Origin of the sequence: Streptomyces sp. NPDC000594, from assembly GCF_040299965.1 — a bacterium.
GTDB lineage: Bacteria > Actinomycetota > Actinomycetes > Streptomycetales > Streptomycetaceae > Streptomyces.
On the sequence record NZ_JBEPCY010000005.1, the window covers coordinates 445,436 to 470,741 of the forward strand.

At 67.8% G+C, this 25,306-nt stretch carries 28 protein-coding genes and 2 pseudogenes; 20 read left to right on the forward strand and 10 right to left on the reverse strand.

All coding sequences use genetic code 11. From position 1 onward, the window contains the following. Positions 1-44: 44 nt before the first annotated feature. The 6 genes from ABT354_RS11270 to ABT354_RS11295 form a co-directional block, all read right to left on the reverse strand. Positions 45-488: a hypothetical protein gene (locus ABT354_RS11270; protein WP_351491935.1), complete on the reverse strand. Its 444-nt coding sequence runs from the start codon at positions 486-488 to the stop codon at positions 45-47. A gap of 63 nt (positions 489-551) precedes the next feature. After that, positions 552-1,976: a phage portal protein gene (locus ABT354_RS11275; RefSeq protein WP_351491937.1), complete on the reverse strand. Its 1,425-nt coding sequence runs from the start codon at positions 1,974-1,976 to the stop codon at positions 552-554. A 58-nt stretch (positions 1,977-2,034) separates the two neighbouring features. Continuing rightward, the gene (locus ABT354_RS11280) at positions 2,035-3,054 is read right to left on the reverse strand and encodes a hypothetical protein (protein ID WP_351491940.1); all 1,020 of its coding nucleotides are present in this window, start codon (positions 3,052-3,054) and stop codon (positions 2,035-2,037) included. Next, the gene (locus ABT354_RS11285) at positions 2,954-3,631 is read right to left on the reverse strand and encodes a terminase large subunit domain-containing protein (protein WP_351491942.1); all 678 of its coding nucleotides are present in this window, start codon (positions 3,629-3,631) and stop codon (positions 2,954-2,956) included. The genes ABT354_RS11280 and ABT354_RS11285 overlap by 101 nt, the downstream gene beginning before the upstream one ends. Positions 3,632-3,710: 79 nt before the next feature. Then, positions 3,711-4,142, reverse strand: coding sequence for a phage terminase small subunit (locus ABT354_RS11290; protein WP_502983385.1), 432 nt, complete (start codon positions 4,140-4,142; stop codon positions 3,711-3,713). Positions 4,143-4,198: 56 nt separating this feature from the next. Next, positions 4,199-4,369, reverse strand: coding sequence for an HNH endonuclease (locus ABT354_RS11295; protein WP_351491947.1), 171 nt, complete (start codon positions 4,367-4,369; stop codon positions 4,199-4,201). A gap of 570 nt (positions 4,370-4,939) precedes the next feature. Between ABT354_RS11295 and ABT354_RS11300 the strand changes: the two genes are divergently transcribed. Next, positions 4,940-5,437 carry a hypothetical protein gene (locus ABT354_RS11300; RefSeq protein WP_351491949.1) on the forward strand — a complete coding sequence of 166 codons (498 nt, stop codon included), beginning with the start codon at positions 4,940-4,942 and terminating at the stop codon, positions 5,435-5,437. A 91-nt stretch (positions 5,438-5,528) separates the two neighbouring features. Here ABT354_RS11300 and ABT354_RS11305 read toward each other — a convergent pair whose 3' ends face one another. Next, the gene (locus ABT354_RS11305; RefSeq protein ID WP_351491952.1) at positions 5,529-6,353 is read right to left on the reverse strand and encodes a helix-turn-helix domain-containing protein; all 825 of its coding nucleotides are present in this window, start codon (positions 6,351-6,353) and stop codon (positions 5,529-5,531) included. Between the two features lie 540 nt (positions 6,354-6,893). On the opposite strand from ABT354_RS11305, the gene ABT354_RS11310 reads away from it, so the two are divergent. The 13 genes and pseudogenes from ABT354_RS11310 to ABT354_RS11370 all read left to right on the forward strand — a co-directional run bounded on the left by ABT354_RS11310 (position 6,894) and on the right by ABT354_RS11370 (position 15,384). Further along, on the forward strand, positions 6,894-7,244 hold the full coding sequence (locus tag ABT354_RS11310) for a hypothetical protein (protein ID WP_351491954.1): 351 nt from the start codon (positions 6,894-6,896) through the stop codon (positions 7,242-7,244). Beyond that, entirely contained in the window at positions 7,241-8,014 is a 774-nt protein-coding gene (locus ABT354_RS11315) for a RecB family exonuclease (protein WP_351491957.1), read from the forward strand. Before ABT354_RS11310 ends, ABT354_RS11315 begins: the two co-directional genes overlap by 4 nt. A gap of 57 nt (positions 8,015-8,071) precedes the next feature. After that, a complete protein-coding gene (locus tag ABT354_RS11320; protein WP_351491960.1) occupies positions 8,072-8,896 on the forward strand; it encodes an AAA family ATPase in 825 nt (274 codons plus the stop codon). 53 nt (positions 8,897-8,949) lie between these two features. Then, the gene (locus ABT354_RS11325) at positions 8,950-9,303 is read left to right on the forward strand and encodes a hypothetical protein (protein WP_351491963.1); all 354 of its coding nucleotides are present in this window, start codon (positions 8,950-8,952) and stop codon (positions 9,301-9,303) included. Further along, entirely contained in the window at positions 9,300-9,716 is a 417-nt protein-coding gene (locus tag ABT354_RS11330) for an endonuclease VII domain-containing protein (protein ID WP_351491965.1), read from the forward strand. Before ABT354_RS11325 ends, ABT354_RS11330 begins: the two co-directional genes overlap by 4 nt. Positions 9,717-9,845: 129 nt before the next feature. Further along, positions 9,846-10,040 (forward strand): annotated as a pseudogene (locus ABT354_RS11335) (hypothetical protein); the annotation flags it as partial. Positions 10,041-10,086: 46 nt separating this feature from the next. Further along, entirely contained in the window at positions 10,087-10,770 is a 684-nt protein-coding gene (locus tag ABT354_RS11340) for a toprim domain-containing protein (RefSeq protein ID WP_351492071.1), read from the forward strand. Continuing rightward, positions 10,770-11,279, forward strand: coding sequence for a DUF3310 domain-containing protein (locus tag ABT354_RS11345; protein ID WP_351491967.1), 510 nt, complete (start codon positions 10,770-10,772; stop codon positions 11,277-11,279). Before ABT354_RS11340 ends, ABT354_RS11345 begins: the two co-directional genes overlap by 1 nt. After that, positions 11,276-12,100, forward strand: a complete 825-nt coding sequence (locus ABT354_RS11350) for a metallophosphoesterase (RefSeq protein ID WP_351491969.1) — start codon at positions 11,276-11,278, stop codon at positions 12,098-12,100. Before ABT354_RS11345 ends, ABT354_RS11350 begins: the two co-directional genes overlap by 4 nt. Next, positions 12,093-12,659 carry a sigma-70 RNA polymerase sigma factor region 4 domain-containing protein gene (locus ABT354_RS11355; protein WP_351491971.1) on the forward strand — a complete coding sequence of 189 codons (567 nt, stop codon included), beginning with the start codon at positions 12,093-12,095 and terminating at the stop codon, positions 12,657-12,659. Before ABT354_RS11350 ends, ABT354_RS11355 begins: the two co-directional genes overlap by 8 nt. A gap of 58 nt (positions 12,660-12,717) precedes the next feature. Beyond that, positions 12,718-13,242 (forward strand): hypothetical protein, encoded by a 525-nt coding sequence (locus tag ABT354_RS11360; protein WP_351491973.1) that lies wholly within the window; start codon positions 12,718-12,720, stop codon positions 13,240-13,242. 125 nt (positions 13,243-13,367) lie between these two features. Then, positions 13,368-15,122, forward strand: a complete 1,755-nt coding sequence (locus tag ABT354_RS11365) for a DNA polymerase (RefSeq protein ID WP_351491974.1) — start codon at positions 13,368-13,370, stop codon at positions 15,120-15,122. Between the two features lie 19 nt (positions 15,123-15,141). Beyond that, positions 15,142-15,384 (forward strand): hypothetical protein, encoded by a 243-nt coding sequence (locus tag ABT354_RS11370; protein WP_351491976.1) that lies wholly within the window; start codon positions 15,142-15,144, stop codon positions 15,382-15,384. 124 nt (positions 15,385-15,508) lie between these two features. On the opposite strand, the gene ABT354_RS11375 is transcribed toward ABT354_RS11370, so the two are convergent. Continuing rightward, positions 15,509-17,137, reverse strand: coding sequence for a recombinase family protein (locus ABT354_RS11375; RefSeq protein ID WP_351491978.1), 1,629 nt, complete (start codon positions 17,135-17,137; stop codon positions 15,509-15,511). A gap of 101 nt (positions 17,138-17,238) precedes the next feature. Here ABT354_RS11375 and ABT354_RS11380 point away from each other — a divergent pair. The 6 genes and pseudogenes from ABT354_RS11380 to ABT354_RS11405 all read left to right on the forward strand — a co-directional run. Further along, positions 17,239-17,676, forward strand: a pseudogene (locus ABT354_RS11380) (MBL fold metallo-hydrolase); the annotation flags it as partial. A gap of 436 nt (positions 17,677-18,112) precedes the next feature. Continuing rightward, complete coding sequence (locus ABT354_RS11385; RefSeq protein WP_351491981.1) at positions 18,113-20,206, forward strand: sensor histidine kinase; 2,094 nt, start codon at positions 18,113-18,115, stop codon at positions 20,204-20,206. A 7-nt stretch (positions 20,207-20,213) separates the two neighbouring features. Then, positions 20,214-20,648, forward strand: coding sequence for a roadblock/LC7 domain-containing protein (locus ABT354_RS11390; protein ID WP_351491983.1), 435 nt, complete (start codon positions 20,214-20,216; stop codon positions 20,646-20,648). A gap of 2 nt (positions 20,649-20,650) precedes the next feature. Next, a complete protein-coding gene (locus ABT354_RS11395) occupies positions 20,651-21,022 on the forward strand; it encodes a DUF742 domain-containing protein (RefSeq protein WP_351491985.1) in 372 nt (123 codons plus the stop codon). Continuing rightward, on the forward strand, positions 21,000-21,683 hold the full coding sequence (locus ABT354_RS11400; protein WP_351491988.1) for a GTP-binding protein: 684 nt from the start codon (positions 21,000-21,002) through the stop codon (positions 21,681-21,683). The genes ABT354_RS11395 and ABT354_RS11400 overlap by 23 nt, the downstream gene beginning before the upstream one ends. Further along, positions 21,680-22,252, forward strand: coding sequence for a GAF domain-containing protein (locus tag ABT354_RS11405; RefSeq protein ID WP_351491990.1), 573 nt, complete (start codon positions 21,680-21,682; stop codon positions 22,250-22,252). The genes ABT354_RS11400 and ABT354_RS11405 overlap by 4 nt, the downstream gene beginning before the upstream one ends. Positions 22,253-22,399: 147 nt before the next feature. Here ABT354_RS11405 and ABT354_RS11410 read toward each other — a convergent pair whose 3' ends face one another. Continuing rightward, on the reverse strand, positions 22,400-23,596 hold the full coding sequence (locus ABT354_RS11410; protein ID WP_351491992.1) for an acyl-CoA dehydrogenase family protein: 1,197 nt from the start codon (positions 23,594-23,596) through the stop codon (positions 22,400-22,402). Positions 23,597-24,108: 512 nt separating this feature from the next. Next, positions 24,109-25,302 carry a mandelate racemase/muconate lactonizing enzyme family protein gene (locus ABT354_RS11415; RefSeq protein ID WP_351491995.1) on the reverse strand — a complete coding sequence of 398 codons (1,194 nt, stop codon included), beginning with the start codon at positions 25,300-25,302 and terminating at the stop codon, positions 24,109-24,111. Positions 25,303-25,306 lie beyond the last annotated feature (4 nt).

Here is a 25,306-nt window from a genome sequence, read left to right on the forward strand (position 1 = left end):
GGCCTAGCGTCGATCAGAAGGAACGTTTCTTCACCAGGGGGAGGTCAGGTCTCGCCGCGCTGGAGGGCAGCGAACTGCCCCGCGTGGAAGGCGGCGTTGACCTGGGCGTGAGTCATGCGGGAGATGTCCGCGGTCGTGCGCTGCGGAACCGGTGAACCGCCCTGACGGCCGAGCCCGAGGTTCTGGGCGAACGCTGGCTTGGTGGCCGGCTGGGGGAGCGACGAGACGAACTGGCTGATCGCGTCGCTGTTGACGGTGCCGTCCGTCACGAAGGCGCCGACGTTCAGATACTGGAGCGCCGGCAGCTCGACGCCGGCAGCAGCGGCGTGGGCGCGCAGCTCGGCCTGCGCGAGGCGGTCGCCGTACTCGCTGGTCACGGCCTGGCGAACTTCCGCGCGTGCCGCTTCAAGGGCATTCTCGAAATCGGCCTGGAGCGCGGCTGCATCGGGAGCCGGCGGGTTGGGAGTCTCGGTCGAGGGCTCAGTCATGTGCGAAATCCATTCGGACGGATGACGGCCCCCGAGTCGGGGGTCGTCATCTGGGAGATGTCTCTACTTGGCAGCCTTCTCGCGGGCCACATTTCCGCTGTTGCCGCGAGGGGGCTTACTGGCGGCGACCTTGGCGTCCAGCGCGCCCTGATCCTGGCGCGGCTGCGGCGGAGGGTACTTCCGTGCCAAATCCATCGCTGCCTTGGCCTCCTCCTCCAGGAGCCCCTGGAATCGCTCGATCTGCTGGGGTGTGTAACCGGCGTCGATCCAGAGCTGCTGCCGGGGGACATCGAGCATCCTGCGCTTGAGGAGAGCATCCATATGCTGTGCCTCGGTCCGGTTCTCCGGATCCCGCCACATGACCTCGGCCTGGTACGCCTCGGCGCGCTCGCTGTCCTTCTTGACCAGGAACGCCAACCGCATCACTTCTTCCCAGGCTTCGCCGAAATGCAGCATGCGCTCGCGGGTCTTAGCGATTAGACCGGCCTCCGCTGAAGTGATGGAATCCCCGGAGGGGACCTGGCCACCCTTCAGCAGGTAGAAAAAGGGGATGCGGGAGATCGAGGCGAGGTGCTGGACGAGCATGTCCACGAGCCCCACGTAATTGGAGAGGTCGGCGGCGTCGAACTGGCCGAAGCTGGCTGCGGGATCCTCGGCCTGGAGCAGCTTGTCCACGGCGACCCGGAACGGCTCGATGGGCTGGCCCTGGTCGTCCTCGCGGATCTCCAGTCCGGTGACGTAGCGCTGGGGCCAGGCCGCGTACTCACTCGCGATCAGGGCATCCGCGGTGACCTTGTTGATGGCGTTCTGGATCGGGATGATCGGAGCGAGATCCGAGGTCGGGCCGCCGCTGAGCCGACCCCGGTTCTGAAGGGGAACCACCGGCACGCGACCGAGGGGGTTGGGCTTCGTCTCCTCAACCTGGTAGCCCGACAGGGACGGGCCACCCTTGCAGACAACGTTGTCAAGCCACAGAGTGCAGTGCTCGCGGCCCCAGTCGTCGGTGAAGAACTTCGCAGCAGCCTCAACTTCCCTGCGGCTGCCGGGCTTCAGTTGGACGACCGTTGTCTCGGCGGACTCGACGGTGATCGTCGGCTCACCGTCACCGTCTGCCCAGACGACGACGTAGGCGTGGCCGGACACCATGGCGTCGAGCTGGCCGGCCGCGGACTCGGCGTCCATACGGGACCGCTGCCAGATCGCGCGGGCCTCCCTGTCGGCCTGGGGCTCGTCCGTCATCCGGAAGCCCTCGACGGCCAGGCGCTCGTTCACGGAGTCGATGATCAGGCCGCAGAAGTTGTCACTCCACCGGGCAAAAGCGCCGGCGAAGGCGTTCTCGTACTTGGCCTGGGCGAACAGCATTCTCTGGTGACGGCCGTCGTAGTAGTCGGTATACCGGCGGATCTCGACCTTCTGGGCGGAGAGTTTCCCCTTGAGATAGTCCATCCACTCGGCCGGGGTGCCGGGCGGCGAGCCGACCTGGGCCACCGATATGTTCTTTGAGATGGCGGTGGTGATTCGGGCCCCTCTCTATGCGGGGCCTTACTTAGAACCCAACTACACGCCTTCTCTTGGTTTGCATGCGGCCGTCGGCGATTGCATCGGCTCGGGCCTCGAAGGCGAGGACCGAGCAGACAGCCAAGTCAATGACTCTTTTGGAACGCGGGGACTCCTTGGTGATCAGGATTCCCTGGGGGACCTCACGTGTCACCGCGTTGAGGCAGTGGCGGGTGAGATCCGGATTTCCGTCGTGCGTCAGGTCCCCGACGGCAACGGCTGAGTGGAAGCGCTCGATTGCCTGGCACATTCTCAGCGGCTTGTTCGTCCAGAATTCGAAGACGCGGTCGTCGCCGTGGGTGATGGCCCAACGGCCCAGGGCCTCTTGCCAGTACGGGGGATCGCCGTAGAACCACTCGACGCGGTACGTCTCGAAGGCCCGCTTCACCGCCGCTTCGACGGCCAATACGTCCACTTCCCAGTCGGGCTGCTTCGGGTCCCGGGGGTTCTCCCAGAGCCCGAGGACGAAGAGCTTGCCGTCCCGCAGGCGGGCGCCGACCAGTCCCGAGCTGTCTCCGCGGAGACTTCCATCGAAGCCGAGGGCTATCTGGTCGCCGGGGCGGATGGGGTCCTCGGTGTCGAGGCAGGCGTCCCACTCCTGCTTGACGAGCCAGCCGTCGGCGTTCTCCTGGATCTTGTTCAGGTAGAAGCGGAAGGCGACTGCGTCCGAAGTCCGGGGGTCCTGGACGGCGGCGACGATGCCGTCCACATCGACCCAGTGGGACTCGCCGTAGGCGTCGATGACGGCCGCACGGACGGCGGCCTCGTCCTTGAGGTCGATCTCGCCGACTGCCTCACGGCAGTCGTAGAGGATGCCCGGAGCGCGGGCTTCCATCGCGGCTTCGAAGGTCCGCTGCGCGATCGACGCCTCGTTGGGGTTGAACGCGTTGGTGGTCTCAATCAGCCGACTACCGGCGCCCGCCGTCTTCTGGACGTTGCGGTCCAGGGTTTCCCAGACCCGGGTGCCTTGGTTGCTGTCGACCCAGTGGTGCACCTCGTCGCAGACCACGACAGGGCATGGCCCGGCCCCGGCAGAAACGATTCTGCCGGGGCCGGGCAAAGGTGGGCCTCGCCCCCTCTAGGCCCCGAGAAGACGCTGTCACCGGTTCGATCCGACCAGGACGGCCGGACTTGAACTGGATGATCCCCTTGCCGATGTCGAGGTTGAACTCACGCTCGGCCGGTGACTCGGCCAGCATGCCGCGGATCATGTCCCGGGTGTTTGCGGTCTGGTCAAGGCTTGTCGCAGCGATCTGTACGAGAGGCAGGGGCACGCGTCGGGCGACCGGGTGCTTCTCCGGGCCGGTGTGCGGATGGCCGCCGCAGGTATAGCAGGGTTCGCCGTCGGCGGCCCAGTGGGAGAACCGGGCGGGGCCGATGAACTCGATGATCGCGATGGCGGCGAGCAGGGGCGTCTTGCCCCACCCTTTGGCCCTGCGCAGGGCGGCGGTCCGGTAGACCCAGCGGCCCCGGTCGTCAAGGGCGTACAGCCAGAGGATGAACCGGATCTGCTCACCGGTGAATCGCAGCGGCTGACCGGCGGTCTCACCGTCGGGCTGGACGATGTACTTCTGAGCCCAGCGCATGATCTCGTAGCCCAGGCTCCGGGAGCGGTGAGGTACGCCCGAGGGTAGGTTCCCCGTCTGCGGCATCGCTCACCGCCTTTCACTCCGAGAGCAGGTTGAACAGCTCCTCATCCAGGTCAGCAGCACAGGGCGCTGCTGCCGCGGCCTCGTGCTCGGCCTGCTCGTTGAAGTTCATCCGGAGTCGGGCGCGGTCTTCGGTCGTCGCGCCCCACCGGCCGACGCGCTGCCGGATCTCGCCGGCCAGGCGGGTGTTGCCCTGGTAGAAGGAGTCCACGAGGACCGTGGTGATCTCCAGCTCGGTCCAGTCGGTCTCAAGCCAGTGCTGTGTCTGGGGCGCCCGGCTCCAGCTCTTCCAGAAGCGCTTGGCCCCCGAGGTCTGGATCCCCAGGGCCTTGGGCAAGGCCCTGCCGCCGTCGCCCAGGGCGGGCGACAGCTCGTGCACTCCGAGCGCATGTGCGGTGTTGCGTCGCCGGGCGTTGGGATCGGGCGCAGGCCCGCGGCGAGACGGCATCGATACCTCCGCCTCGGGCTTGCAATGAATGAATGGACACCGGCTCGGTGTCGGGCTCAGAGGCCCCGGTCTTCGTAGTGGGTCTTCCGGCGGTGGCAGGTGCGGCACAGGGTCCACAGGTTCGACAGCTCCCAAGAGCCGCCCTTGGCCGCCGGGACCACGTGGTCCACCTCCAGCTCCCTGCGGGAGCCGCAGCGCTGACAGGTGAAGCGGTCACGGGCGAGCACGGCGGCCCGTCGCCGGTGGAAGTCCCCGGGGCGTGATCGGTTGCGAGCGGACGGGCTCCACCCCCTCGGGGGAGGGGCATGCTCCTCGCATCGACCGGACCGAACAGTGATTCTTGTGCATCCGGCATGCAGGCAGATGCTCTTCGCCCTGGGCGAGGTGTCCCCTTCCCGCTGCCCCCGCCGCAGTGACCGGTCCATCCGGTGACCGCCGATGCGGTCTGCATGTGTGTGATGCGCTGCGCTGCGGCGGGGGTGCATGGGCCCCGGCCGGATGCTGATCTGGCGGCCGGGGCGATTCTTCCTGGATCTCAACCAACGGGAGTTCAAACAGGAAGAAGGTCAAATATCAATTCATTCATGCTTCTTCTGTCTGAGGGGTGTTCGACCTCGCTTTGCTCGGTCTCACTAAGTACGTAGGTGTGATCCGTGTGAATGTGGACAGTCGACCCTTGAAGTGAGAGGTGTGTCACATTGGGTTGCGCTGGGGCTCGTGAGTCCACTCAGAAGTTGATGTGCGACGCCGCTCCTGGTAAGGTCGCACTTAATCGAACCAGCCCTGAAAGGCACCCCGTGGCCAAGCTCCCCTCCGACGCCGAACTGGTCAAGCTGTTCCACTTGGGGGCGGACGACAAGGCCCTCGCCGAGGAGTACGGGGTTACCGTCCAGGCCGTCAACAAGCGTTTTGTGAATCTCGGGCTGAGGAAGAAGCCGGCCGCTCTCCGTGCGAACGAACTGGTCCGCTCTATCTGGGATGTCAAGACGTCCAGGGAAGGGCCCAGTCACCACAACGCGTACACGGTGAAGGCTCTTAAGGTTTACCTCCGAAGCCGCCTGGGCGACACCGGGCTGAGTCAGACCCAGCAGCGTGAGGCGGAATGGCTCATCGGGCGCCTGGTCCGGGACAACACCGTGGTCACCTACGACCCTGAGAACGGCTGGCAGTACGCCCCCCGTGAGCCAGCCGACGGCCGGATGATCGTCCGGTGGCCAGCAGGCAAGGAGCTGCCGAAGGAAGACCTGCGTCAGGCTCTGACGCTCCCGGAGCCTCCGGAGGCTAGCTCCTCATAGAGGTTGCTCAGGTCTGCGACTGCTCCTGAAGACGCCGGTAGACGTTGCGCTGCCAACTGCGGGCCATCCTGAAGCCTGCCCGTTCTGGCTGCTAAGCGGCAGGCTCTACACCACCAGGAACGCTGTCGGCGCACATGGACACGATGAGCCGCAGGGTGGGGTCCCGCAGAGGAGAGAAGGCCAGCCAGACGACCTCGAATGCCTGCTCGTGATGGTCCGGCAGGTAGAGGAACCGACGGGAGCCGTCGGGGTGGGAGTACGACATCACGTCGGCATCGAGGATCTGTCGGGCGACCTCATCCCGTTCACGGATCTCCCTGACCACCTCGGCAAGCCGCTGATGCCCCGTGTGCTTGCGCGCAGCCATGCGGAGCTGAGCGGCCATCGGCCGAGCCCACGTGTTCTCCCAGTCGATGAGCTGCATACGGGCTTCGGGGTAGGTGAGCACCCAGATCATGATGTTCAGCCCGTACGCCATCCAGGGAAACTGAGCGAGAGCAGCCCGGTTGTAGATGACCAAGTCCCACGCAAGGTTCGAGATGTACGTCGGAAGCTCCTGCTGCCGCACGTAGTCCGCAACGTAGGGGTCGAGGCTGCTGGCATCGGGCCGGGGCCGAGAGGCCGGCTCTTTCCCCGCTCCGTAGAAGAAGAGGGCATGCCGTTCGCTCTCCCCGAGCTGGAGGACGCGGGATACCCGCTCCAGGAAATCGAGCGAGTACGGGCCGGGTGCGCCCGACTCCAGTTTTCCGTACCAGCGGGAACTGGTCCCCACGAGGTCAGCAACTTCCTCTTGGGTGAGCCCTTGCCGCCGACGGCGGCCATATCGGGCCGTCAGCCCCGGAACCTCATCCCGGGGCAGACGCTTCCGCCAGGCAGGAAGAAGGCGGTTCAGCTCTTTCGACTTAGAGTCAGACATCGATTGATCATTTCGCTCTTGTTGCGGTGCGGCATCGTTGGCGCTCCATCAAAAGATGCCCGTACGGGGGAGTAATGTCCATTTGATCTTGCGGGGTCCGCCACATTGTAAAGGATCTCTCATGAAATCGCGATCTTGAAGCCGAAAGGTGGAACTCGGTTGTTCCGGAACTACCCAGTTCCGGAACAAGTTCCTTCCAACCTGAAGATCCGTAAAGAGTTCATAATGAGCTTGGGGCAAGCGAAACGGCAGCCCTGAAGCCTCGTCGGGCGATCCCCGGCGAGCTGCACAAAGAAATGGGGAATCGAGTGAGCCGACCCGTCTTCGCCTCCACCGCCACCAGCGGGGAGGCTGCGCACGCGAGCCTCAAGGACTCCTTGCTGCACGATCGGCTCCCTGGTCTTCGCGACGGTCGCAACTCCAGGCAGTGAGTGCCAGCCGGCGCACTCCTGCGCCGGTTCTGCCACCTGAAGATCAATGTGAGACCGCCCCGGGGGGAGCGCCGCTGCGTCCTCCGGGCTCTGCAAGGAGACCCCGTCCATGGCGCTGTTCTACGGCCTGGCCACCGCCAGGCCGCACCTGACTCATAGTCTCGTGGCGGCGATCGATGCCGCGCCGATCGCGCACGCGCCTCGATACCTGCTCGTCAGCATCGGAGTCATGGTGTGCAAGATCGTGGCCGCCGGCGGCATCACGTACTACCACCTCGTGGTGAGCGACCGGGCCACCCAAGGCTGCGAGGAAGACGCCGAAGCCGTCTTCCGGGAAGAGGGCTTGCAGCGGTGGCGAGAAGCCGTGATCGAGGCCGTGCATATGCCGCGCCGCCACCCCTTCTTCCCCGGCAGTTCCAGTTCCACCCTCTACGTCCTACATCCGGAGGCCACCTCGTGAGCATCGAGACCCAACCCCGCTCCGTATCCCAGGTCGAGCAGTACGAGAAGTGCCCCATGCGCTACTACCTCCAGCGCGTCGAGCGGGTCACACCGCGGCCGGCGGCCTGGAGCCACCACGGCGTCGCCTTCCACAGCGCCGCCGAGGCCGTCGAACGGTCCGGCCGCACCATGACCAGAGAGGAGGCCGAGGAGGTCTTCTCCGACCGCTACAGCGCCTTGGTGAACGCGGCCCTGGATCAGGAGCCCGACACCGGCCGCTGGCTCGCTGCGGGCTGCGCCGGCGGCGAGGACATCGAGCGCCGGTTCCTGCTCGGGCGGCAGCAGATTGCGGACTACGTCGAGTGGGCCGCCCACAACGGCGCCGTCACATGGACGACTCCTGACGGCATTCAAGGGATCGAGCTGTACTTCCGGGTGACCCTGGGCGGCGTCGTCGTCCGAGGCTTCATCGATCAACTGGTCCAGAACGAGGACGGCGTCCGGCCGCGGGACTGGAAGACCGGCTCGACCAAGTCCCGGTTCCAGCTCGAAACCTACGGGATCGCTGTCCGCAAGCTCTACGGCGTCGAGGTCAACGACGCGGACTGGTACCTCGCTAAGCGCGGCCGGCTTTCCCGGCCCATCTCTCTGACGGGTGTCACCGAGGAAGCGGTCGCAGAGCGGTTCGAGGCTATGGACTCCGAGGTGAAGCGGGGCAACTTCCCGGCCCGCCCCGGGTTCTCCTGCCGGTTCTGTGACGTTTCACACGCCTGTTCATTTAAGAAGTAAGTTGATGTGCGAGGTGAATAGGGTTAGCGTGAGAAGAGAACGAGAGAGAGAAGTCAGATGTACTCACTGAGTCAGTCCATACGCATGAAGGGTGCGGCGGGAGAGCCTATTCGATCACCCTTCAAGGCCCTTTCTAGGATGGGGGCAGACTTCCGCAGGGGGGAGCTTTCCATACTCGCTGCGGCTGGCGGAACTGGTAAGTCGGTGGCTGCGCTGAACGTTGCGATTCGGAGTAACGTTCCGACCCTGTACTTCTCGGCGGACTCGACTGCGGCCACCCAGCTCTCCAGGGCGACCGCCATCCTGACGGGCGAAGATGCCAGGAGTATCAAAGAGAAGCTGCATGCTGGCCAGTTCGAGGAGTACAGCGAGACCCTAGCTGGGCGCTGGTGGCAGCGATTCAACTACTCAGCCCGGCCGACCCCGGCCGAGATCGAGACCCACCTGGAAGCCTACTGGGAGGTGTTCAACATTTACCCCCATCTCGTGGTAATTGACAACATCACCAATGTTGATGCAGGTGCCGGGGGATACACCGCCGAGGAATTCACCTTCTCGCTGGAAGGGATGTGTGACTACCTCAACGAGGTTGCCCGCGAAACCAAAGCGCACGTCATGGCCATGCATCACGTGGTCGGCGAATATGCGGACGGGCTCAAGCCGATACCGCAGTCCGGCCTGAAGGGGAAGATCAGTCGAGTGCCAGCGCTCGTTGTGACCATTCATAAGGAGATCGACGGAATGGGCAGCCGGATACTCAATTTCAGCCCCGTCAAGAACAGAGAGGGATTCGAAGACAGCTCCGGGGAGACCTACGTGTCATACAACTTCAACACGTCGAACATGCGACTGGAGGAGCTGGCGGTTGGCGCAGCCTTCTGATCCGAGAGTCAAATGTTGATGTGCGATGTGCACCTCCTGGAATAGAGGAAAAAATGATCACCCCCCATCCCCGCCGGCGGCGCCCAGCCGTCTCCATCACGCTCGACTTCACCAGCAGCCTCGCCGACCGGGCCCCCGACATGGCCCCCGGCGAGCGGTCAAAGCTGACCGAGCCGGTAGCGCTCCTGGTCGAACTCGGCGAGCAGGTCACCCCCGCCGTTGTCCGTCAACTCGCTCTGGAACTCCGCGGCCGGCAGCAGTTCCAGGCGATCGTCACCCGACGAGGTCGGGGCGGGCGCCGACTTGTGAGAGTGATGCCCGCCGACGTGCTGTGCGCCTATGCCGCGGAGTGCCACCAGGACGCTCGTCTCCAGCGTCTGGAGCGGTCCCTCCGGAAGCCGGCGTGACGGCACGCAAGGGCTACCGACGCTGCACCCGCTGCGAGAGGGGCCGGGCAGAGAGATTCTTCGCCCCTCGGGGAAAGGTCTGCGCCGCCTGCAAGAAGACGGCCAGGAGCGAGGCGGCCCACGACGCCCGTGTCCAGGCCACCTACGGGCTCCGGCCGGGCGAGTACAGCCAGCTCTTCCAGCGGCAGAACGGCCGGTGCGCCATCTGCGGCGAGACCCGTCGGCAACGCCTCTCCGTGGACCACTGCCACCGAACCCTGCTCGTCCGCGGCCTCCTCTGCCGCATGTGCAACGGCCGGCTGCTGACCTCGGCGCGTGACCGCCCGGCGGTCCTCCGGTCCGCTGCCCGCTACCTCGAAGACCCACCGGCCCCTCATCTCATCGGCTGGCGGTACTACCAAGGGAAGAAATGATGTCCGGCAAACCCAGTAGATCGATCGTGTCCGCCCGGGAGTGGCGCGGGGACCGCGCGTTCATGGAAGCCGCGTACCGGCGCTATCAGTTTCCCGTCCATACCCGAAAAGTTGAGGTGCGAGGCGAAAGTGAGCGAAGCCAGAACAAATAGACCGGCCATCGGGAGGGTCCTGGCGTACTACTTCCCGGACTGGCGCCCTCCGAAGCCGACTCAGCGCCCGGACACCTGGGCTCGGTGCCTCTGCCCGTTCCACTCGGAGCGCAGGCCATCGGCCGGCATCAACTACGCCCGGAACAAGGTCGCATGCTTCGTCTGCGCCCTCTCCCTGGACTCGATCGACGTCATCATGCAGCAGGAGAAAGCCGGATTTGCCCAAGCTAAACGAATCGCAGAAGTCCGATTTGGTCGCGGCGGCCAAGAGGTATGCGGCGAACTACCCGGGGAGCCCCGCCCAGACCTATATGGCTCACCGCGGGCTCGGCGCCGCGCTAAACCGGTACGGCTACGTTTCGGAGCCAGCCGTAGGCCATGAGCGCTACCGGAACCATCTGGCCATCCCCTACTGGCGCCCCGCCGGAGGGATCCACGCCGTCGCCACGATCCGATTCCGCTGCATCTCCGACGAATGCGTCCGGAAGCCCGACGGCTCATACCGCCCGGTCCATCAGGAGCGGCATGAAGGGCACGGCAAGTACCTAGGGCTCCCAGGGCATCCGCCCCACCTCCACAACACCAGCGCGCTGCTGACCGGGACGCCCTACCTGGCCCTCACCGAAGGTGAAACCGATGATGAGGCGGCATCGATCGCAGACGTGCCAGCGGTGGGGACCCCCGGGGTGGCGAGCTGGCGTGATCATTTCGCGCCCGCGTTCGCCGGCTTCGAGGTCGTCTTCGCCCTGGGCGACGGTGACCCCGCCGGCCGTGCCTTCGCCACCCGGATGTGCGAGCTGCTGCCCAACGCGGTAGCCATCGACCTCGGCGACGGATACGACACCAGCAGATACGTCCAAGAATTCGGCCCCGACGCATTCCGGGAAAGGCTGGGACTCTGATGCCGCCGTTCAAAGTCGGAGATGAGGTCATCGTCGTCGGAGTCCCCGGAGAGGCCGCGAGCTGGCTCTACGAGGACCGGCGCGGGACCGTCCAAGCAGTCTACGAAGGCAAGCCCTACCCCAATGAAGTCCAGCTCCGGCATGGCGGTGCACTCTGCTTCACCGACGCGGAGCTGACTCACACAGCGGAGTCCAGTCCTGGCCGTCGGCTGCTCAACGAGACCAGCGGCCTCGCCATGGGTGTTGATCCGTTCAAGGCACAGGAAGTCATGAAGAAAGCCTTCTCGAAACCGAAACCACCTTCGTCCTCAGTCCTGAGCCCAACCCACTACACCAGTCACCCGAGCGGAATCGAGTGCATTCAGATCACCAAACACCTCAACTTCCCCGTAGGGAATGCCATCAAGTACCTGTGGCGCGCTGATTTGAAGGGCGATGCTGTCGAGGACCTGGAGAAGGCCCGCACCTACATCGACATCGAGATCGAGCGCCGCAGGGAGGCCGCGTGAGCGTGAAGGAGATCGTCGTCGTCTCGGATGTGCAGTACCCCCTTCACGATGCCCGAGCAGTCCGGAACCTCTGGGGCTACATCGCCGAGCGACAACCCTCCGAGGTTGTGATCATCGGCGACTTCATGAACTATGCGGCGCCGAGCCGTTGGTCCAAGGGGAGCCGAGCCGAGTTCGAGACCTCCGTCCTCCGTGAATCAGAAGGAGGGAAGACGCTCCTGAGCGACCTGCGGGAAGGCTACGGCGGGCCGATCAAGTTCGTCGTGGGCAACCATGACTCTCGGCCATCCGACTACCTCCGACGGTATGCTCCGGCACTCGCCGACAGCAGGGCCTTCGACGTGGACGTACTCCTCGGGTTTGAGGAGCTGGACATCGAGGTCCTGCCCCCCTTCACCGAGGTCGCGCCCGGGTGGATTGCGATGCACGGCCATGAACTCCAGGGTCTGAACCAGATCCCCGGCCGGACCGCCGCGGCCAAGGTTCGGAAACTCGACCGTTCCGTAGTCATGGGCCACACCCACAAGAACGCGGTGTCGCCAGAGACCGTGGGGGTCGGGAAGGACCGGCGGACTCTGTTCGGGTTCGAGGTCGGACACCTCATGGACGAGTCGAAGGCCGAGTACCTGTCTCGGGGGGTCGCCAACTGGCAGAAGGGCTGGGGACGGCTGCTGGTCGGGTCGTACAGCGCGGTGCCCGTGCCGGTCTACGTCGAGCGGGACGGCAGCTTCGTGGTGGACGGCGTCCGGTACGGCGCCATCCGACGGCGGCCTGACGGCCGCTTCGCTGGCCCGACGGAGAAGGGGAATCGGGTTGCCTGAGCCGGTAGAGCTGGACTGGGCACACCTCTCCGAACTCGCCCGGAGAGTCGCTTACAACATCGCCCAGAAGTGGGTGGTGGTCGAGGCCGACGATGTCATGCAAGAGATCATGGCCCACGCCTACGAGCACCGTACGACCATCGAAGCGAACTACGGATCACAGGACTTCCTCTGGAAGATCTTCCAGAAGGCCGGCACCCAATACGCCTCCAAGGAACGTGACCGCCGCGACCTCCTGGACGACACCTACTACTACACACCCAACGAAGCCAAGACCGCGCTGGGCAGCTTCCTCTACACCGACGAAGAGCTTGGGGCCCTCGTCGGGCAGAAGGACGACCTTTTGCAGTCCCGAGTCACCGACAACCTGCTGTCCGCACGGATCGACGCCGAGGCAGCCCTCAAGCGACTCCCTGAGCGGTACCGCCAGCTCCTCATGAGGCGACACGTCTACGGGCTCCCCGTCCCCGAGCCCGCGGACCGCCAGGCCCTCAGCCGGGCGGCGGTGGCCCTGGCGCAGCAGATGAACCGCACCCTCCGCACCCGGAGCCACGCATGATCGAAACCACCCTGACCTATATGCTCCGCGCCGCCGCAGCCCACCGAGGAGACACCCCGTGACACACGACGACCCCTTCGCCGACACCTCCCCCTGGGACGAGCCCACCCCCACCGAGACAGCCCCTACCGAGGAGAACCCCGTCACCACGGCCCCCACGCCTGCAACCGGCCCCGCACCCTTCAAGATCGGTTTCACCGCCAAGGCCAGCGGCGACTACGCCGCCGAGTGGCTGACCCCGACCGTGTACGGCCACACCGCCGATGAGACCGCCGCCCGCGGCGTCGAGCTGCTGACCGCGATGAAGGAAGCCGGGCTCATCGAACTCAACGCTAAGTTCGCCCAGTACACCCGCGAGAAGCACCAGGGCGGAGCCGGAGCGACAACCAAGCCGAGGTTCGAGAACGGCAAGGTCGTGGCCGGCGCCTCCTCCAGCAGTGACTACACCTGTGACCACGGCCAGCGGAACTTCCGCGACGGCGGGAGCTGGGCCGCGTACTTCTGCGGGGGCCGGGGCCTCGACAAGGCGCAGCAGTGCCCCCCGCTCTGGAAGCAGAAGGACGGCTCCTTCCGGGCGAAGTAATGAATCAACTCTGCCCAAAAAGTTGATGTGCGATGGGGGTTGGTGTCCGGCCGGCCCCCACGGCAAGGAGGAACAGCATCCGGGTCATTGACTACCCGATCAAGGGCCAGCCGGTCCGCATACATGTGGTCGAGACTCCGGAAGATCTCCCCGACTTCCAGGCGTTCGTCCTGGCCAACCAGCACCTCCTGGCCCACGACGCCGAGACCACCGGCCTCGACTGGTGGAACGCCAGCATCGGCACCTTCCGAGCCCGCCTGTGGCAGTTCGGCACCGAGCACGAGTCGTTCGTTGTGCCCGTCGAGCAGGGGTCCGTGTTTCGCGACGCGACCAGCTGGGCGCTCCGGACCGCCCGCCGCCTCGTCGCCCACAACGGCTCGTACGACCTTCACGTTGCCGAAGCCTGCCTGGGCATTCCCATGGAGGAACTGGCACCAAAGAGCTGGGACACCAAGCTCCTGGCCCACCTGGTCGACCCCCGGGCCGTCAAGGAGGGCGGCCCCGGGCTCCGTTTGGAAGAGCTGACCCGGTACTACATCTGCGAGACCGTCGCCACCGAGGTCAAGGGCTCCATGGCGACCCTCGCCAAGGAACTCAAGGTCAAGAAGGATGATGTCTGGTCGGCTGCCCCGATCAATCACCACGGCTTCACCCTCTACGCGGGGATGGACCCCATCCTCGCTGCCCGGCTCTACAGAATCCTCAAGCCGAAGGTGCCAGCCCGAACTTGGGCACGAGGACTGGTCTCCTGGGAGCATCGGCTCGCACACATCTGCGCCAAGATCGAGCGGACCGGCTACCTGCTCGACAGCCAGTACGCCGAGGCCAAGTCAGCCGAGCTGGCCGCCCAGCAGGCGCACTGGGAAGAGATCGCGCACCGTGAGGGCGTCGAGAACGTCAACTCAACCGCGCAGATCATCGCCGCCCTCCAGGGGCGCGGCATCCAGCTCACCAAGAAGACGAAGAAGGGGAACACATGCGTCGATGACGAGGTGCTGACCTCGATCGGCATCCCGCTGACCGAGGCCATCATCAAGGCCAAGCGGGCCGGGAAGTGGAAGGCAACCTGGTTCGACCGAGCCCTCGACGGCCAGGACCAGGACGGCCGGGTCCACGCCAGCATCAACAGTTGCCAAGCCAGAACCGCCCGGATGACCATTACGGGAGTGCTCTCGGCGAATACCCTTCCGGCGGGCGACTCGTACGTGAGGCACGGTTTCCTCGCGGAGCCTGGCCACGTCACCGTGTCCTTGGACTACGGGAACATGGAACTCCGGGTGCTGGCCGCTTTCAGCGGCGACCCGACGATGCTCGATGCCTTCCGTCGCGGCCTCGATCTTCACCAGCTCACGGCCGACGCCGCAGGCGTCAGCCGCAAGGTCGGCAAGGGCGTGAACTTCACCGTCGTCTTCGGCGGAGGCTGGCGAACGGTTGTCGAGCAGTACGGCGTCCCCGAGGACGAGGCCAAGCGGGCAGTCAAGGCGTTCTGGGAGACCTACCCCGGCGTCCGCCGCTTCGCCGACCGACTTCAGAGAGAGGCCCGCCGCACAGGGCACATCTACACCGGCACGGGCCGGAGGTTGCCGGTCGATCGAGCAAGGATCTACGCCTCGCTCAACTACTTCATCCAAAGCACCAGCCGCGACATCACGGCCCGCGCCCTGATCGAACTCGACCGGGCCGGATACACCCCCCTCGTCCGCCTCCCGATCCATGACGAGCTGATCTTCAGCTTCCCGGAGGACGAGGCGGAGGAGCTGGCCGACAAGACGGCCCGACTCATGGAAATGACGGTCCGGGGCCTCCTCATCCCCGTGGACGCCGAGATCGGCGAACGGAGCTGGGGCAGCGTCCTGGATCTCGAAGCAAGCAAGCACTGAGCATGTACGAAGGAATGAATTGATCAACCCTGATGGCTTTGACGATCTGGTCGCAGGCATCGAGACCGAGATGAACCAGGCCGTGATCGAAAAGCGCGGAACCCTGGCCGTCATGCTCGCCCGTGTCGCAGGGGCCGTCTACACCGAGGCCATCGCGGCCGGAGTTCCCCATGCTCTGGCGCAGGAGATGGCCACGGACTACTGGGCGGGCGAGATGCCTTCCGCTGCTGCTGTCGCCGAGGAGGACAGTGCCGATGGCTGAATCGGAACGGCGCCAGTTCCTGGTGTACATCTACAAGGTCAGCTCTACGGGAGAGCGTGAGCTGATCAAGGTCGTCCAGCGTTAGACGAGAGGGGCCCCGCCAAGCGGCGGGGCCCCTCTTGCTCTACACCTTCATCCTGGTCTTGAAGTAGTCATCCTTCACGACAAGGCGTTGCTTCACGTCATCGGGGATCAGCAGCTCGGCTCGGTCCGCGTAGAGCACGAAGGTGATGCCAGCCCGTATGAGGTCAGATTCCATCTGGTGCAGACCCTCCCGCTCCCAGTGCTGCCTGTACGTCACGCCCTTCGAGGCGTACACCCATCGGTCCTCAAGAGATGCCGGGTCGATCTTGGAGAGCTGGTCACCCAGGGATCCCAGCGTCTTCCTGGCCTCACTCTCGATGAACCCGCCTACGGAGTAGGAGCCGCCGGGCGCCAGCTCCTTCATGTGATATTGAATTGATGCCTCCAGTTCCTTCTTCTTCATCAGGTTCTCGGAGCCCCGTGCGTAGGTTCGGTGAACGACCTCCATGGCTCCGATCTGGTCGAGAACGGTGGCGGTGAGTGCCCCGTATGTGTCGTCTGGATCAAAGGTCGGGCCACCGCATATGCCTAGCTGAGTGGCCGACTGGCACCGCATCTTGTTCCCGGAGACCCGGTAGGTTCCGTCCTTACGCTTCTTCCGAGTGATGTGCTGATACATGTTCTGCTCGGCACCGCACCAGCCGCACTTGATCACGCCCAAGAATTTGGTCCGCTTGTTCCGGCCAGCCGCGGGCTTGGCCCCCGCGTTCCTCGATCGAAGCCGGAGCAGTTCCTGTATCTCTTCGAACTCGGCCGGGGTAAAGATGCCGGGAGCCACGCGGATCGGCTCGCCGTCGGTGCCGTAGAGGATGAACGGAGGCTGGTTCGTCGGCATCCCTGCTTGGCGCCGGGTGCGGTAACCGAGCAGGGCTGGGTTGGTAAGGACGTTCTTGAGATTGCCCGGAGCCCACTTCCCTCCACCGGGAGAGGGGACCTGTGCCCTGTTGAGGATGATGCAGATGCTGTTCAGCGCCCTGCGACGCCGAAGCATTCCCATGATCCAGTGGAGAATCAGGCGCTTGTACGGGTCTATGACCAGGCGCTTGCCGTCAGGAGTGTCCTCTGAGGCGTAGCCGTAGATGATCCTGCCGATCACCCAACGTTCCACCGTGCGGGCGTACTGCCACAGGGACTCCAGCCGAACCCCGGTGTTGGCCGCCTCGATGCGAGCCATTCCGGCGATCATCGACACCATCAGCTCGCCCAAGGGCGAGGAGAGGTCAATGGGATCCTTGACCGCAGCAAGATCCTTCTTGAAGGTCTTGCACCATTCGATCATCAAGTGCAGGTCTGAGATCCGGCGAACGAAGCGATCGAGCTTCCAGAACAAGATCACATCGAATTCGGGTGCGCGGTTCTGGATCCAGTCACCCAGCGCCTTGCGCTTCCACGGCGGAATTTTGGTTGCACTGACGCCCAGGTCCCGCGCGACACCGGCAATGCGGCACCGCCGGTCCAGAGCCATGCGCCGGAGGTCGAGTTCCTGGCGGATGGGGGAGGTGGTCTCCTCGGTGAGGACCGAGAGGCGGATCGACAACAGAGCCCTCGGCGCGTCGGGCGGGAGGAGGGCTTCCCTGGCCTGGAGGTCTTCCAACTCCTTGACCTCGGCCGCAGTCCATGTGACGCCGGCGATGGGCGGTATGGATATCTCGGTGGTGGGGCGCGACATCACTGTCCAAACTCTATCAAGATCACTTAAACAGGACAGTTCAAGGACCTGAGTCAGGCGCCCCAAGGTGGGGAGAGCCGTGGCGGCTACAGCGTCTGTGGTTCTGGCCCGACATCCATATGACTCCCGCCGAGGGCATGCGGGCCCATCTCGACCTCCAGGGCGGCCGGCCCGCCGGGGTGATGCTGCCGATCCACTGGGGCACCTTCAACCTCGCCCCGCACCCCTGGTCCGAACCGGCCGAGGGGACGGTCGCCGCCGCCGCGGCGGAGGGGGCCGCCGTGGCCCTGCCCCGGCCCGGTGAGCCGTTCGAGCCGACCGGGGACGCCGTGCCCGCCGAGCGCTGGTGGCGAGCGGTCGCCCGGACCGCTCCGGCCGTCCCCGTGTCCGCCACGGCGGGCGGCGGGGCCACCGCGCCCGCCGTCACCGTCCGTGAGAGCGACACCGCCCCCGCCACCCCCGCCTCGGTCGGCACCCCGGTCGACGCCCGGCCGGCCGGCGGCACCGACGCCCCGGACCTCACCGCACCCACCGGCTGACCCGCCCGCCCCCGCGCCACCGCCGCCTCCGCCCCGAGACCGGCCCACGGCCCCCGCCCCCACGGCGGGGGCCGTGTCATGTTCCCGTCCGTGACCGTCCCGATCAACACGCCGTTTTCGTACCGGAGTGCGGTCCCTCATCCCAGGGCGGGGTGAATAGCGGGGAAGTTTGTCAACTCCCGCGCCTCCTTGCTCGTTGGACGACTACCGTGTGTGGCCGGTGATCAACGGTGGGCTCACCTTCCCCGTGCCCGGAATGCCGTGATCCCCGTCGTACCCCCGCATTCGGTGCCCACCCGGCCATCCGCAGGACCCACAGAAAAGCAGCGCCCACAGAAAAGCAGCGCCCACAGCGAAGCAGTACCCACGGAACAGCAGCACCCGCCGCACAGCGGCACCCACCGAAAACGGGACCCCCCACGTACCGAGGACGCCGATGACTCCCTTAAGCGCACCCGTCACACGGCCCGACCGCCGTGCAGGCGGGCGTCACGGCCGGCCGGCCCCCCACCCCGCCGCCCCGGCGGAGGAGCCGCTTCCGCGACTGCCCCCGCCGGAGGACCGCATCCGTCCGCGACTCCTCCGGACCGCGGTGCTGCCCGCCCTGGTGGCCGCCGTCAGCGGTGCCGCCGCCGTCGCCTTCACCGTGCACACCGCCACCCCCGAACCGACCCCCGCCCTCTGGACGGTCCTCACCACCACCGCGGCCCTCGCCATGGCCGCCGTCGCCGCCGCGGCCGTCGGCGCCGAACGCATGGCCGCCTCCCTCCTCCACCGCTGCCACGCCCTGCGCCGCGCCACCCAGCGGCGCCAGGCCGATCTGCGGACCGTGATCGAGGGCCTCCACCGCGGCGAGAGCACCCCGCACCACCCCGGCGGACCCCCGCCCGCCCCGCCCCACCAGGACGAACTCGATGAACTCGCCGTCGATCTCGGCCGCGCCCACGAGAGCGCCGTCCGCGCCGTCGTCCAGGCCTCCCAGCTCTCCACCCGCGTCGGCAGCGAACAGAAGCTGGAGGTCTTCGTCAATCTGGCGCGGCGCCTCCAGTCACTCGTCCAGCGGGAGATCCAGCTCCTCGACGACCTGGAGAACCAGGTCGAGGACCCCGACCTCCTCAAGGGCCTCTTCCAGATCGACCATCTCGCCACCCGGATCCGCCGCCACGCGGAGAACCTCGCCGTCCTCGGCGGCGCCATCTCCCGCAGACAGTGGTCCAACCCGGTCACCATGACCGAGGTACTGCGCTCGGCCATCGCCGAGGTCGAGCAGTACCCCCGGGTCAAACTGGTGCCCCCGGTCGACGGCACCCTGCGCGGCCACGCCGTCGCCGACGTGATCCACCTCCTGGCCGAACTGGTCGAGAACGCCTGTGCGTTCTCCAGCCCCCACACCCAGGTCCAGCTGCGCGCCCAGCATGTCACCGCCGGTATCGCCGTGGAGGTCGAGGACCGGGGCCTCGGCATGCCCCTGGACGAGCAGAACCGTATGAACGCCCTGCTCGCCGACCCCGACCAGGTCAGCGTCGCCCGGCTGCTCCAGGACGGCCGGATCGGCCTCTTCGTGGTCGCCTCGCTCGCCCGCCGCCATGGCATCGCGGTCCGGCTCCAGCCCAATATCTTCGGCGGCGTCCAGGCCGTGCTCGTCCTCCCCCAGGGGCTGATCGGCGCGGAGACCGGCGGCGGACTCCAGCACCCCGAGGCGAGCGCCGCCGTCGGGGCGGCCGACCGGTACGGGCTCACCGCCGACCCGGCGGCCGGGCGCACCCCCGTCCGGCGCGGGCTCCCCACACCCCCCGCCCCCCAGCTCCCCCGCGTACCGGAACAGCAGGCCCCGCCCGACGAGGAGAGCCTCCCCGCGCCGGTACCCCCCTCGGCGGACGGGCCCGTACCCGCCGGGGACACCCCCGCGGAACCCCCCGGACCCGACCCGCGCCGACGGCCCCCGGCATACGAACCGGGGCCGGGACCAGGGCCGGGACCAGGTCCGGGGCCGGGGCCGGAACCCGGCGCCGCCCGGGAGCGCGAGCACCCCGACGAGGGGGACGGCCCCGCCGCCCATGAGCGCCCCCACGACCGGGGCGCCGCCGGGCCCGTGTACGGCTCATCCCGCACCCTCGCCCCGCTGCCGGTGCGCTCCGGCAGCGCCGCCGACCGCCCCCATCCGGGCGCCGCCCGCCGCCGCGCCCCCGCCCCCCTCACCGGTGGCACCGGCCCCGGGACCCGGGAGCGCCCGGCCGTCCCCGGCACCCCCGTGCTGCCCATCGGGGCGGTCCGCGGCGGCTCCGAGCGCCCCCGGCTGCCCGTCCGGCGGAGCCAGCAGCATCTCGCCCCCCAGCTCCGGCAGGGCCCGCCCCGGACCGGCGGCGACTTCGGGCCCGCCGTCCACGACCCCGGTCTGATGGCCGCCTTCCGCCGGGGCATCCGGCTCGCCGAGGCGGAGCCGGCCCCCTCCCTCCTGTACTCCCTCCCGGCGGACGCCCCCGCCCCCCACCCCGAGCCACTGCGCCACGACACCCTGCCCAAGGAGTAGATGCACCATGGCGAGCGATGCGCCGACAGGCCACGTATCGGACCTCGACTGGCTGTTGGGCGGGCTGGTCCAGCGAGTGCCCTACACCCGCAGCGCGGTACTGCTCTCCTCCGACGGCCTGGTGAAGTCCGTCCATGGGCTGGAGCCCGACAGCGCCGACCATCTGGCGGCGCTCGCCTCCGGCCTCTACTCCCTGGGCCGCAGTGCGGGAGTGCGCTTCGGTGACGGCGGCGAGGTCCGCCAGGTGGTCGTGGAGCTGGACGCCACCCTGCTCTTCGTCTCCACCGCCGGCTCCGGCACCTGTCTCGCCGTGGTCGCCGACCGGGAGGCGGACGCCGCCGTCCTGGGCTACGAGATGGCCATGCTGGTCAAGAGCGTCCGCCCGTATCTCACCACCCCCGCCCGGCAGGGCGGGACAACACCGAGCGCCGCGGGGCACTGACCGTGCCGGCCCCCGCGGACGGGCCGCTCCTCGACGACGAGGCCGGCCGGATCGTCCGGCCGTACACCGTGAGCGGTGGCCGCACCCGCCCCACCGCGGCCCTGGATCTGCTCACCCTGGTGATGGCCACGGGCGACGCCCCGGCCGGACGCCTCGGCCCCGAGCACACACCGGTCCTCGCCCTGTGTGCCGCACCGACCCCGGTCGCCCAGGTCGCGGCGGAGCTGAGGCTCCCCGTGGCCGTCACCGCGGTGCTGCTCTCCGATCTCCTCGACTGCGGAGCGATCGTCGCCCGGCCGCCCCGCGCTTCTGTAACACCGACCGACCGCTCTGTGCTGGAGGCAGTGCTCGATGGCCTACGACGACGGCTGTGAGGCCGACCGTTCCGGTGGATGTGCCGCAGACCGCTTCGGCGGACACCCGGCCGGCGGCGGCGCGCCCGACGACTTCCCCACCGCCCTGAAGATCCTGGTCGCGGGAGGCTTCGGGGTGGGCAAGACCACCTTCGTGGGAGCGGTGAGCGAGATCGACCCGCTGAGCACGGAGGAACTGCTGACCCAGGTCAGCGCGGCGACGGACCCGCTCGACGGCGTCGAGGACAAGTCCCGGACCACGGTGGCCATGGACTTCGGCCGGCTCACCCTCGACCGGCGCCATGTCCTCTATCTCTTCGGCACCCCGGGCCAGGAGCGGTTCTGGTTCATGTGGGACGAGCTGTGCCGGGGCGCGCTGGGCGCCATCGTCCTCGCCGACACCCGCAGACTCCAGGACTCGTTCTCGGCCGTGGACTTCTTCGAAGGGCGCGGGATGCCGTTCGTGGTGGCGGTCAACGAGTTCGACGGGGCCTACCGCTATGAGCCGGACGAGGTCCGGACCGCCCTCGGGCTGCCGCCCCGGGTCCCGGTGGTGATGTGCGACGCACGGATCGCCAGCTCGGGGATCGGCACCCTGGTCACCCTGGTCCAGCACCTTCTCACCACGCGTCCCGCGGTGCCCGCGCCGCGCCCCAGCCAGAGCCAGGGAGCCCCGACATGACCTATGACCCCACCGGGCATCTGCTGCTGACCCCGGTCGATCCGGAGGCACCGGTCCGGGTACGGCGGCTGCGCCGGCTGGGCTTCGGGGACCGTCCCGACGCCGTGTTCGACGCCTTCGCCGACCGGCTCGCCCAGGTCACCGGCGCTCCCTACGCCATGGTCAACTTCATTGACGAGAACCGTCAGTTCTTCGCCGGTCTGCACACCCCCTCCGGGCGGCACAGCGGGGGCGATCTGACCGCCGCCGCCGCGTCCGGCGGGGCGGTCAGCCGCTTCATGGCCCGTGACCACGGCTACTGTCCCCATGTGGTGGTACGCCGCAAGGCGCTGGTCCTGGAGGATGTCTGCGACTATCCGCGGTTCGCGGGGAATCCGGTGGTCGACGAGATCGGTATCCGCTCCTACCTCGGTGCTCCGCTCATCGACCGGACGGGGATCGCGCTCGGCACCATCTGTGTGGTGGACACCGAGCCCCGGGCCTGGGGCCGGACCGGGCTGGAGACGATCAAGGCGCTGGCGGCGGAGCTGGTGGAGCAGATCCACCGGCGCGAGGACCGCAGCCGCTGACGCCCCTGCCGCTGACACCGCTGCCGCTCGCCGTGCCGTTGCCGCTCCTGGTGCCGCTGCCGCCCGCCGTGCCGCTGTCCCTCGCCTGCCGCCGTCGCCGGGACCGCCGCCCCGCCGCCCCGGGGCGCGCCGGCCCCGAGCGCTCGCTCAGAGCGCCGGTTCCAGCCGGACCCGCTGCGACAGCCGCTCGGACCACTGCCCCTTCTCCGTCCCCAGCGCCACCTCGGCCAGCCGCAGCAGCTGGATGTCGGAGGTCCCGGCGGGGGCGAACACATGGAAGGCGTCCCGCAGATAGCGCTCCAGCGGACGGTCGGCGAAGAGCCCGGCGGCGGCGTGCATCTCCATCGCGTTCCGCGCGGAGTCGATCGCCGACTCCACATTGATCAGCTTGGCGTTCATCAGCTCCGCGTCGCACGGCAGCCCCCGGTCCAGCAGATGCACCGCGTGATACGCCGCCAGCCGGGCCGTCATCAGCCGGGACTGGAGCTTCCCCAGCTTCAGCTTGATCGACGGGAGGTCGTGCAGCGGCTTCCCGTACCGGTGCCGCTGGGCGCAGAAGGCCGTGGTCTCGTCCAGGATCGCCTGATGGATCCCGAGGGAGACGGCGGTGAGGTTGGCCCGCCCGTACAGCACGCTGGAGGAGTACGCCACGGCGAGCCCGTCGCCCTCCTGCCCCAGCCGGTTGGCGGCCGGTACCCGGCACTCCTGGAAGGACAGCTCGCCGAAGCTGAAGCCGTGGAGTCCCATCGCGGGGTGCTGCTCGGCGAGAAGGCAGCCGGGTCGGTCGGACTCGACCAGGAAGGCGGTCAGCCCTCTGGAGCCGGGTGCCGTTCTGACCACCACGCCATGGAGATCGCCCACATGGCTGTTGCCGACGTACACCTTGCGGCCGTTGAGGATGTAGTCGTCCCCGTCCCGTACGGCGGAGGCGGTCATGCCGAGGACATGGCCGCCCGACTCCGCCTCGGTCACGGCGATGGTCGGCAGGCAGTGGCCCGCGGCGATCCGGGGGAGCCAGGTCCGCCGCTGCGTCTCACTGCCGAAGTGGACGATCTTGGCGGCGCCCAGCTGGGACGCCTGGATCATCGCCCCCATCGCCCCGCTGACCCGGGACAGCTCCTCGATGATGATGGTCTTGGCGAGATGTCCCGCCCCCATGCCACCGTAGGCGCGCCCGATCGTGGCCCCCAGCCACCCCTGGCGGGCTATCAGCCGGGACAGCTCTCCGTGTGCGGAGCGTGATGCCTCCATGGCGGCGATCCGCGGGCGCACCTCCCGCTCGGCGAACTCCCGGACATCCCTGCGCAACTGGTCGTGAAGGCGATTGGTGAAGTACCCGTCCATCCCGAGCCTTCCTGTGCGACATGCCCGCCCGGTTCGTCGTCCGGGCCGGCGGTGCGGCGTGTGGCTGTGGTCCCCCGTACCGAGAGGCCGACCACCTCGGTTACTGCCGTACGGCATTCCCCCCGCGCTCGGGTGTGCCACCTGCCGGACCCGATGGATTCCGGCCCCGGCGGGCCCACGGGGCGGGGCGCCGCCCCAGGGGCGCACGGCGGTGCCCTTCGCTCCCCACTGAAGAACCGATACGGCATAGACCTGGACGGAAGCGGACGCATCTGAGCAGGGGGGTCGAAGCGCAGAATCAGCCGTCCCGGCGCTTGGAAGCACGGGGAGGGCGTGCGTCGTGGAGGGAGGGTGTACGAGGCGCGTGTTCATGGTCCGTCGAGCGCGGGCGCCCCGTACGAAGGAGGGAGCAAGGGTAGTGATTTGCCCATATTTGCTGGGAGATGCCGGGGAGTGCCGGGGGTCCTCCCGTCATGTTCCGGCGGGCGCCACTCCGCAGAACCGAATCCTCCTCACACCCGCCGCTCCAGAACGTCGACCGAAAGCTCCCGTACCACCGTCTCGTTCACGACAACGCCGAGCCCCGGGGTGTCGGGAACGGACGCCTTTCCGCCCTCCACCCGTACGGTCTCGACCGCATAGGGCGACTCGATGAACTGCCGTCCGTTCAGATCGACCGGGGTGTCGATCCCGAACGCCGCGAACAGATGGAGCGAGGCCGCCAGACCCAGATCGGAATCGGTCAGTCCGGAGCCCATCAGCCGTACCCCGCACACCTCGGCCAGGGAGCAGAGCCGCCGGGAGAGGGTGAGCCCACCGCTGCGCTGCACCTTGGCGATGGCCACATCCACCGCCTCCAGCCGGATGAAGGTCGCCAGATCGCCGGGGTGCCGCAGGCTCTCGTCGAGCGCGACCGGCACCGGGGAGCGCTCGCGCAGCCGGCGCAGCCCCACCAGATCATTGGCCGGGAGCGGCTGTTCGAAGGCGGTGATCCCGAGGGGGTCGAGCCGCCGGGCCATCCGCAGGGCGGCGTCGACGGTGTACGCCTGGTTGGCGTCCACCCAGATCGGCGCGGCGGGCGGGGCGTGCTCACGGACCGAGGAGACCAGGGCGGTGTCGCCCTCCTCCCCGTACCGTCCGATCTTGACCTTGAAGGCGCGGTATCCGGCGGCCAGGCCCTCCGCCACGCTCTCGCCCACCTCGGCGGGGGTGGTGCCGGAGACGATCCACCCCAGCTCCAGGCTCTCCCGGCGGCGCCGGCCCCAGAGCACTCCGAGGGGGACCCCGGCGGCCCGTCCGAGCAGATCGTGCAGGGCCATGTCCACGGCGCAGCGGGCGAGGGGCGCCCCGATGGTGTAGCCGCGGCTGATCGCGCGGTCGAAGGCCCGGTCGGCCGCGTCCAGATTCCAGGCGTCGAGACCGAGGAGGGCGGGGGCCAGATAGCGGTCGACCGTGGTGACGATGGACTCCGCGGTCTCGTCGGTCCAGGACGGCAGCGGGGTCGCCTCGCCCCAGCCGTAGGCACCGCCCCGGGCCGTCACCTTGACCAGGATCCGGAGCGAGGGCCTCCCGGCGACGGTGACCGCGCCTCCCGCGATGTCGAAGGAGCGTACGGAGGGCAGGGCGACCGCGAAGGTCTCGACCCGCTCCACGGGCGCGGCGGCCCCGAACGGGCCGGGTACGGGGTGACGGTCCGTCGCGGGCATCGGC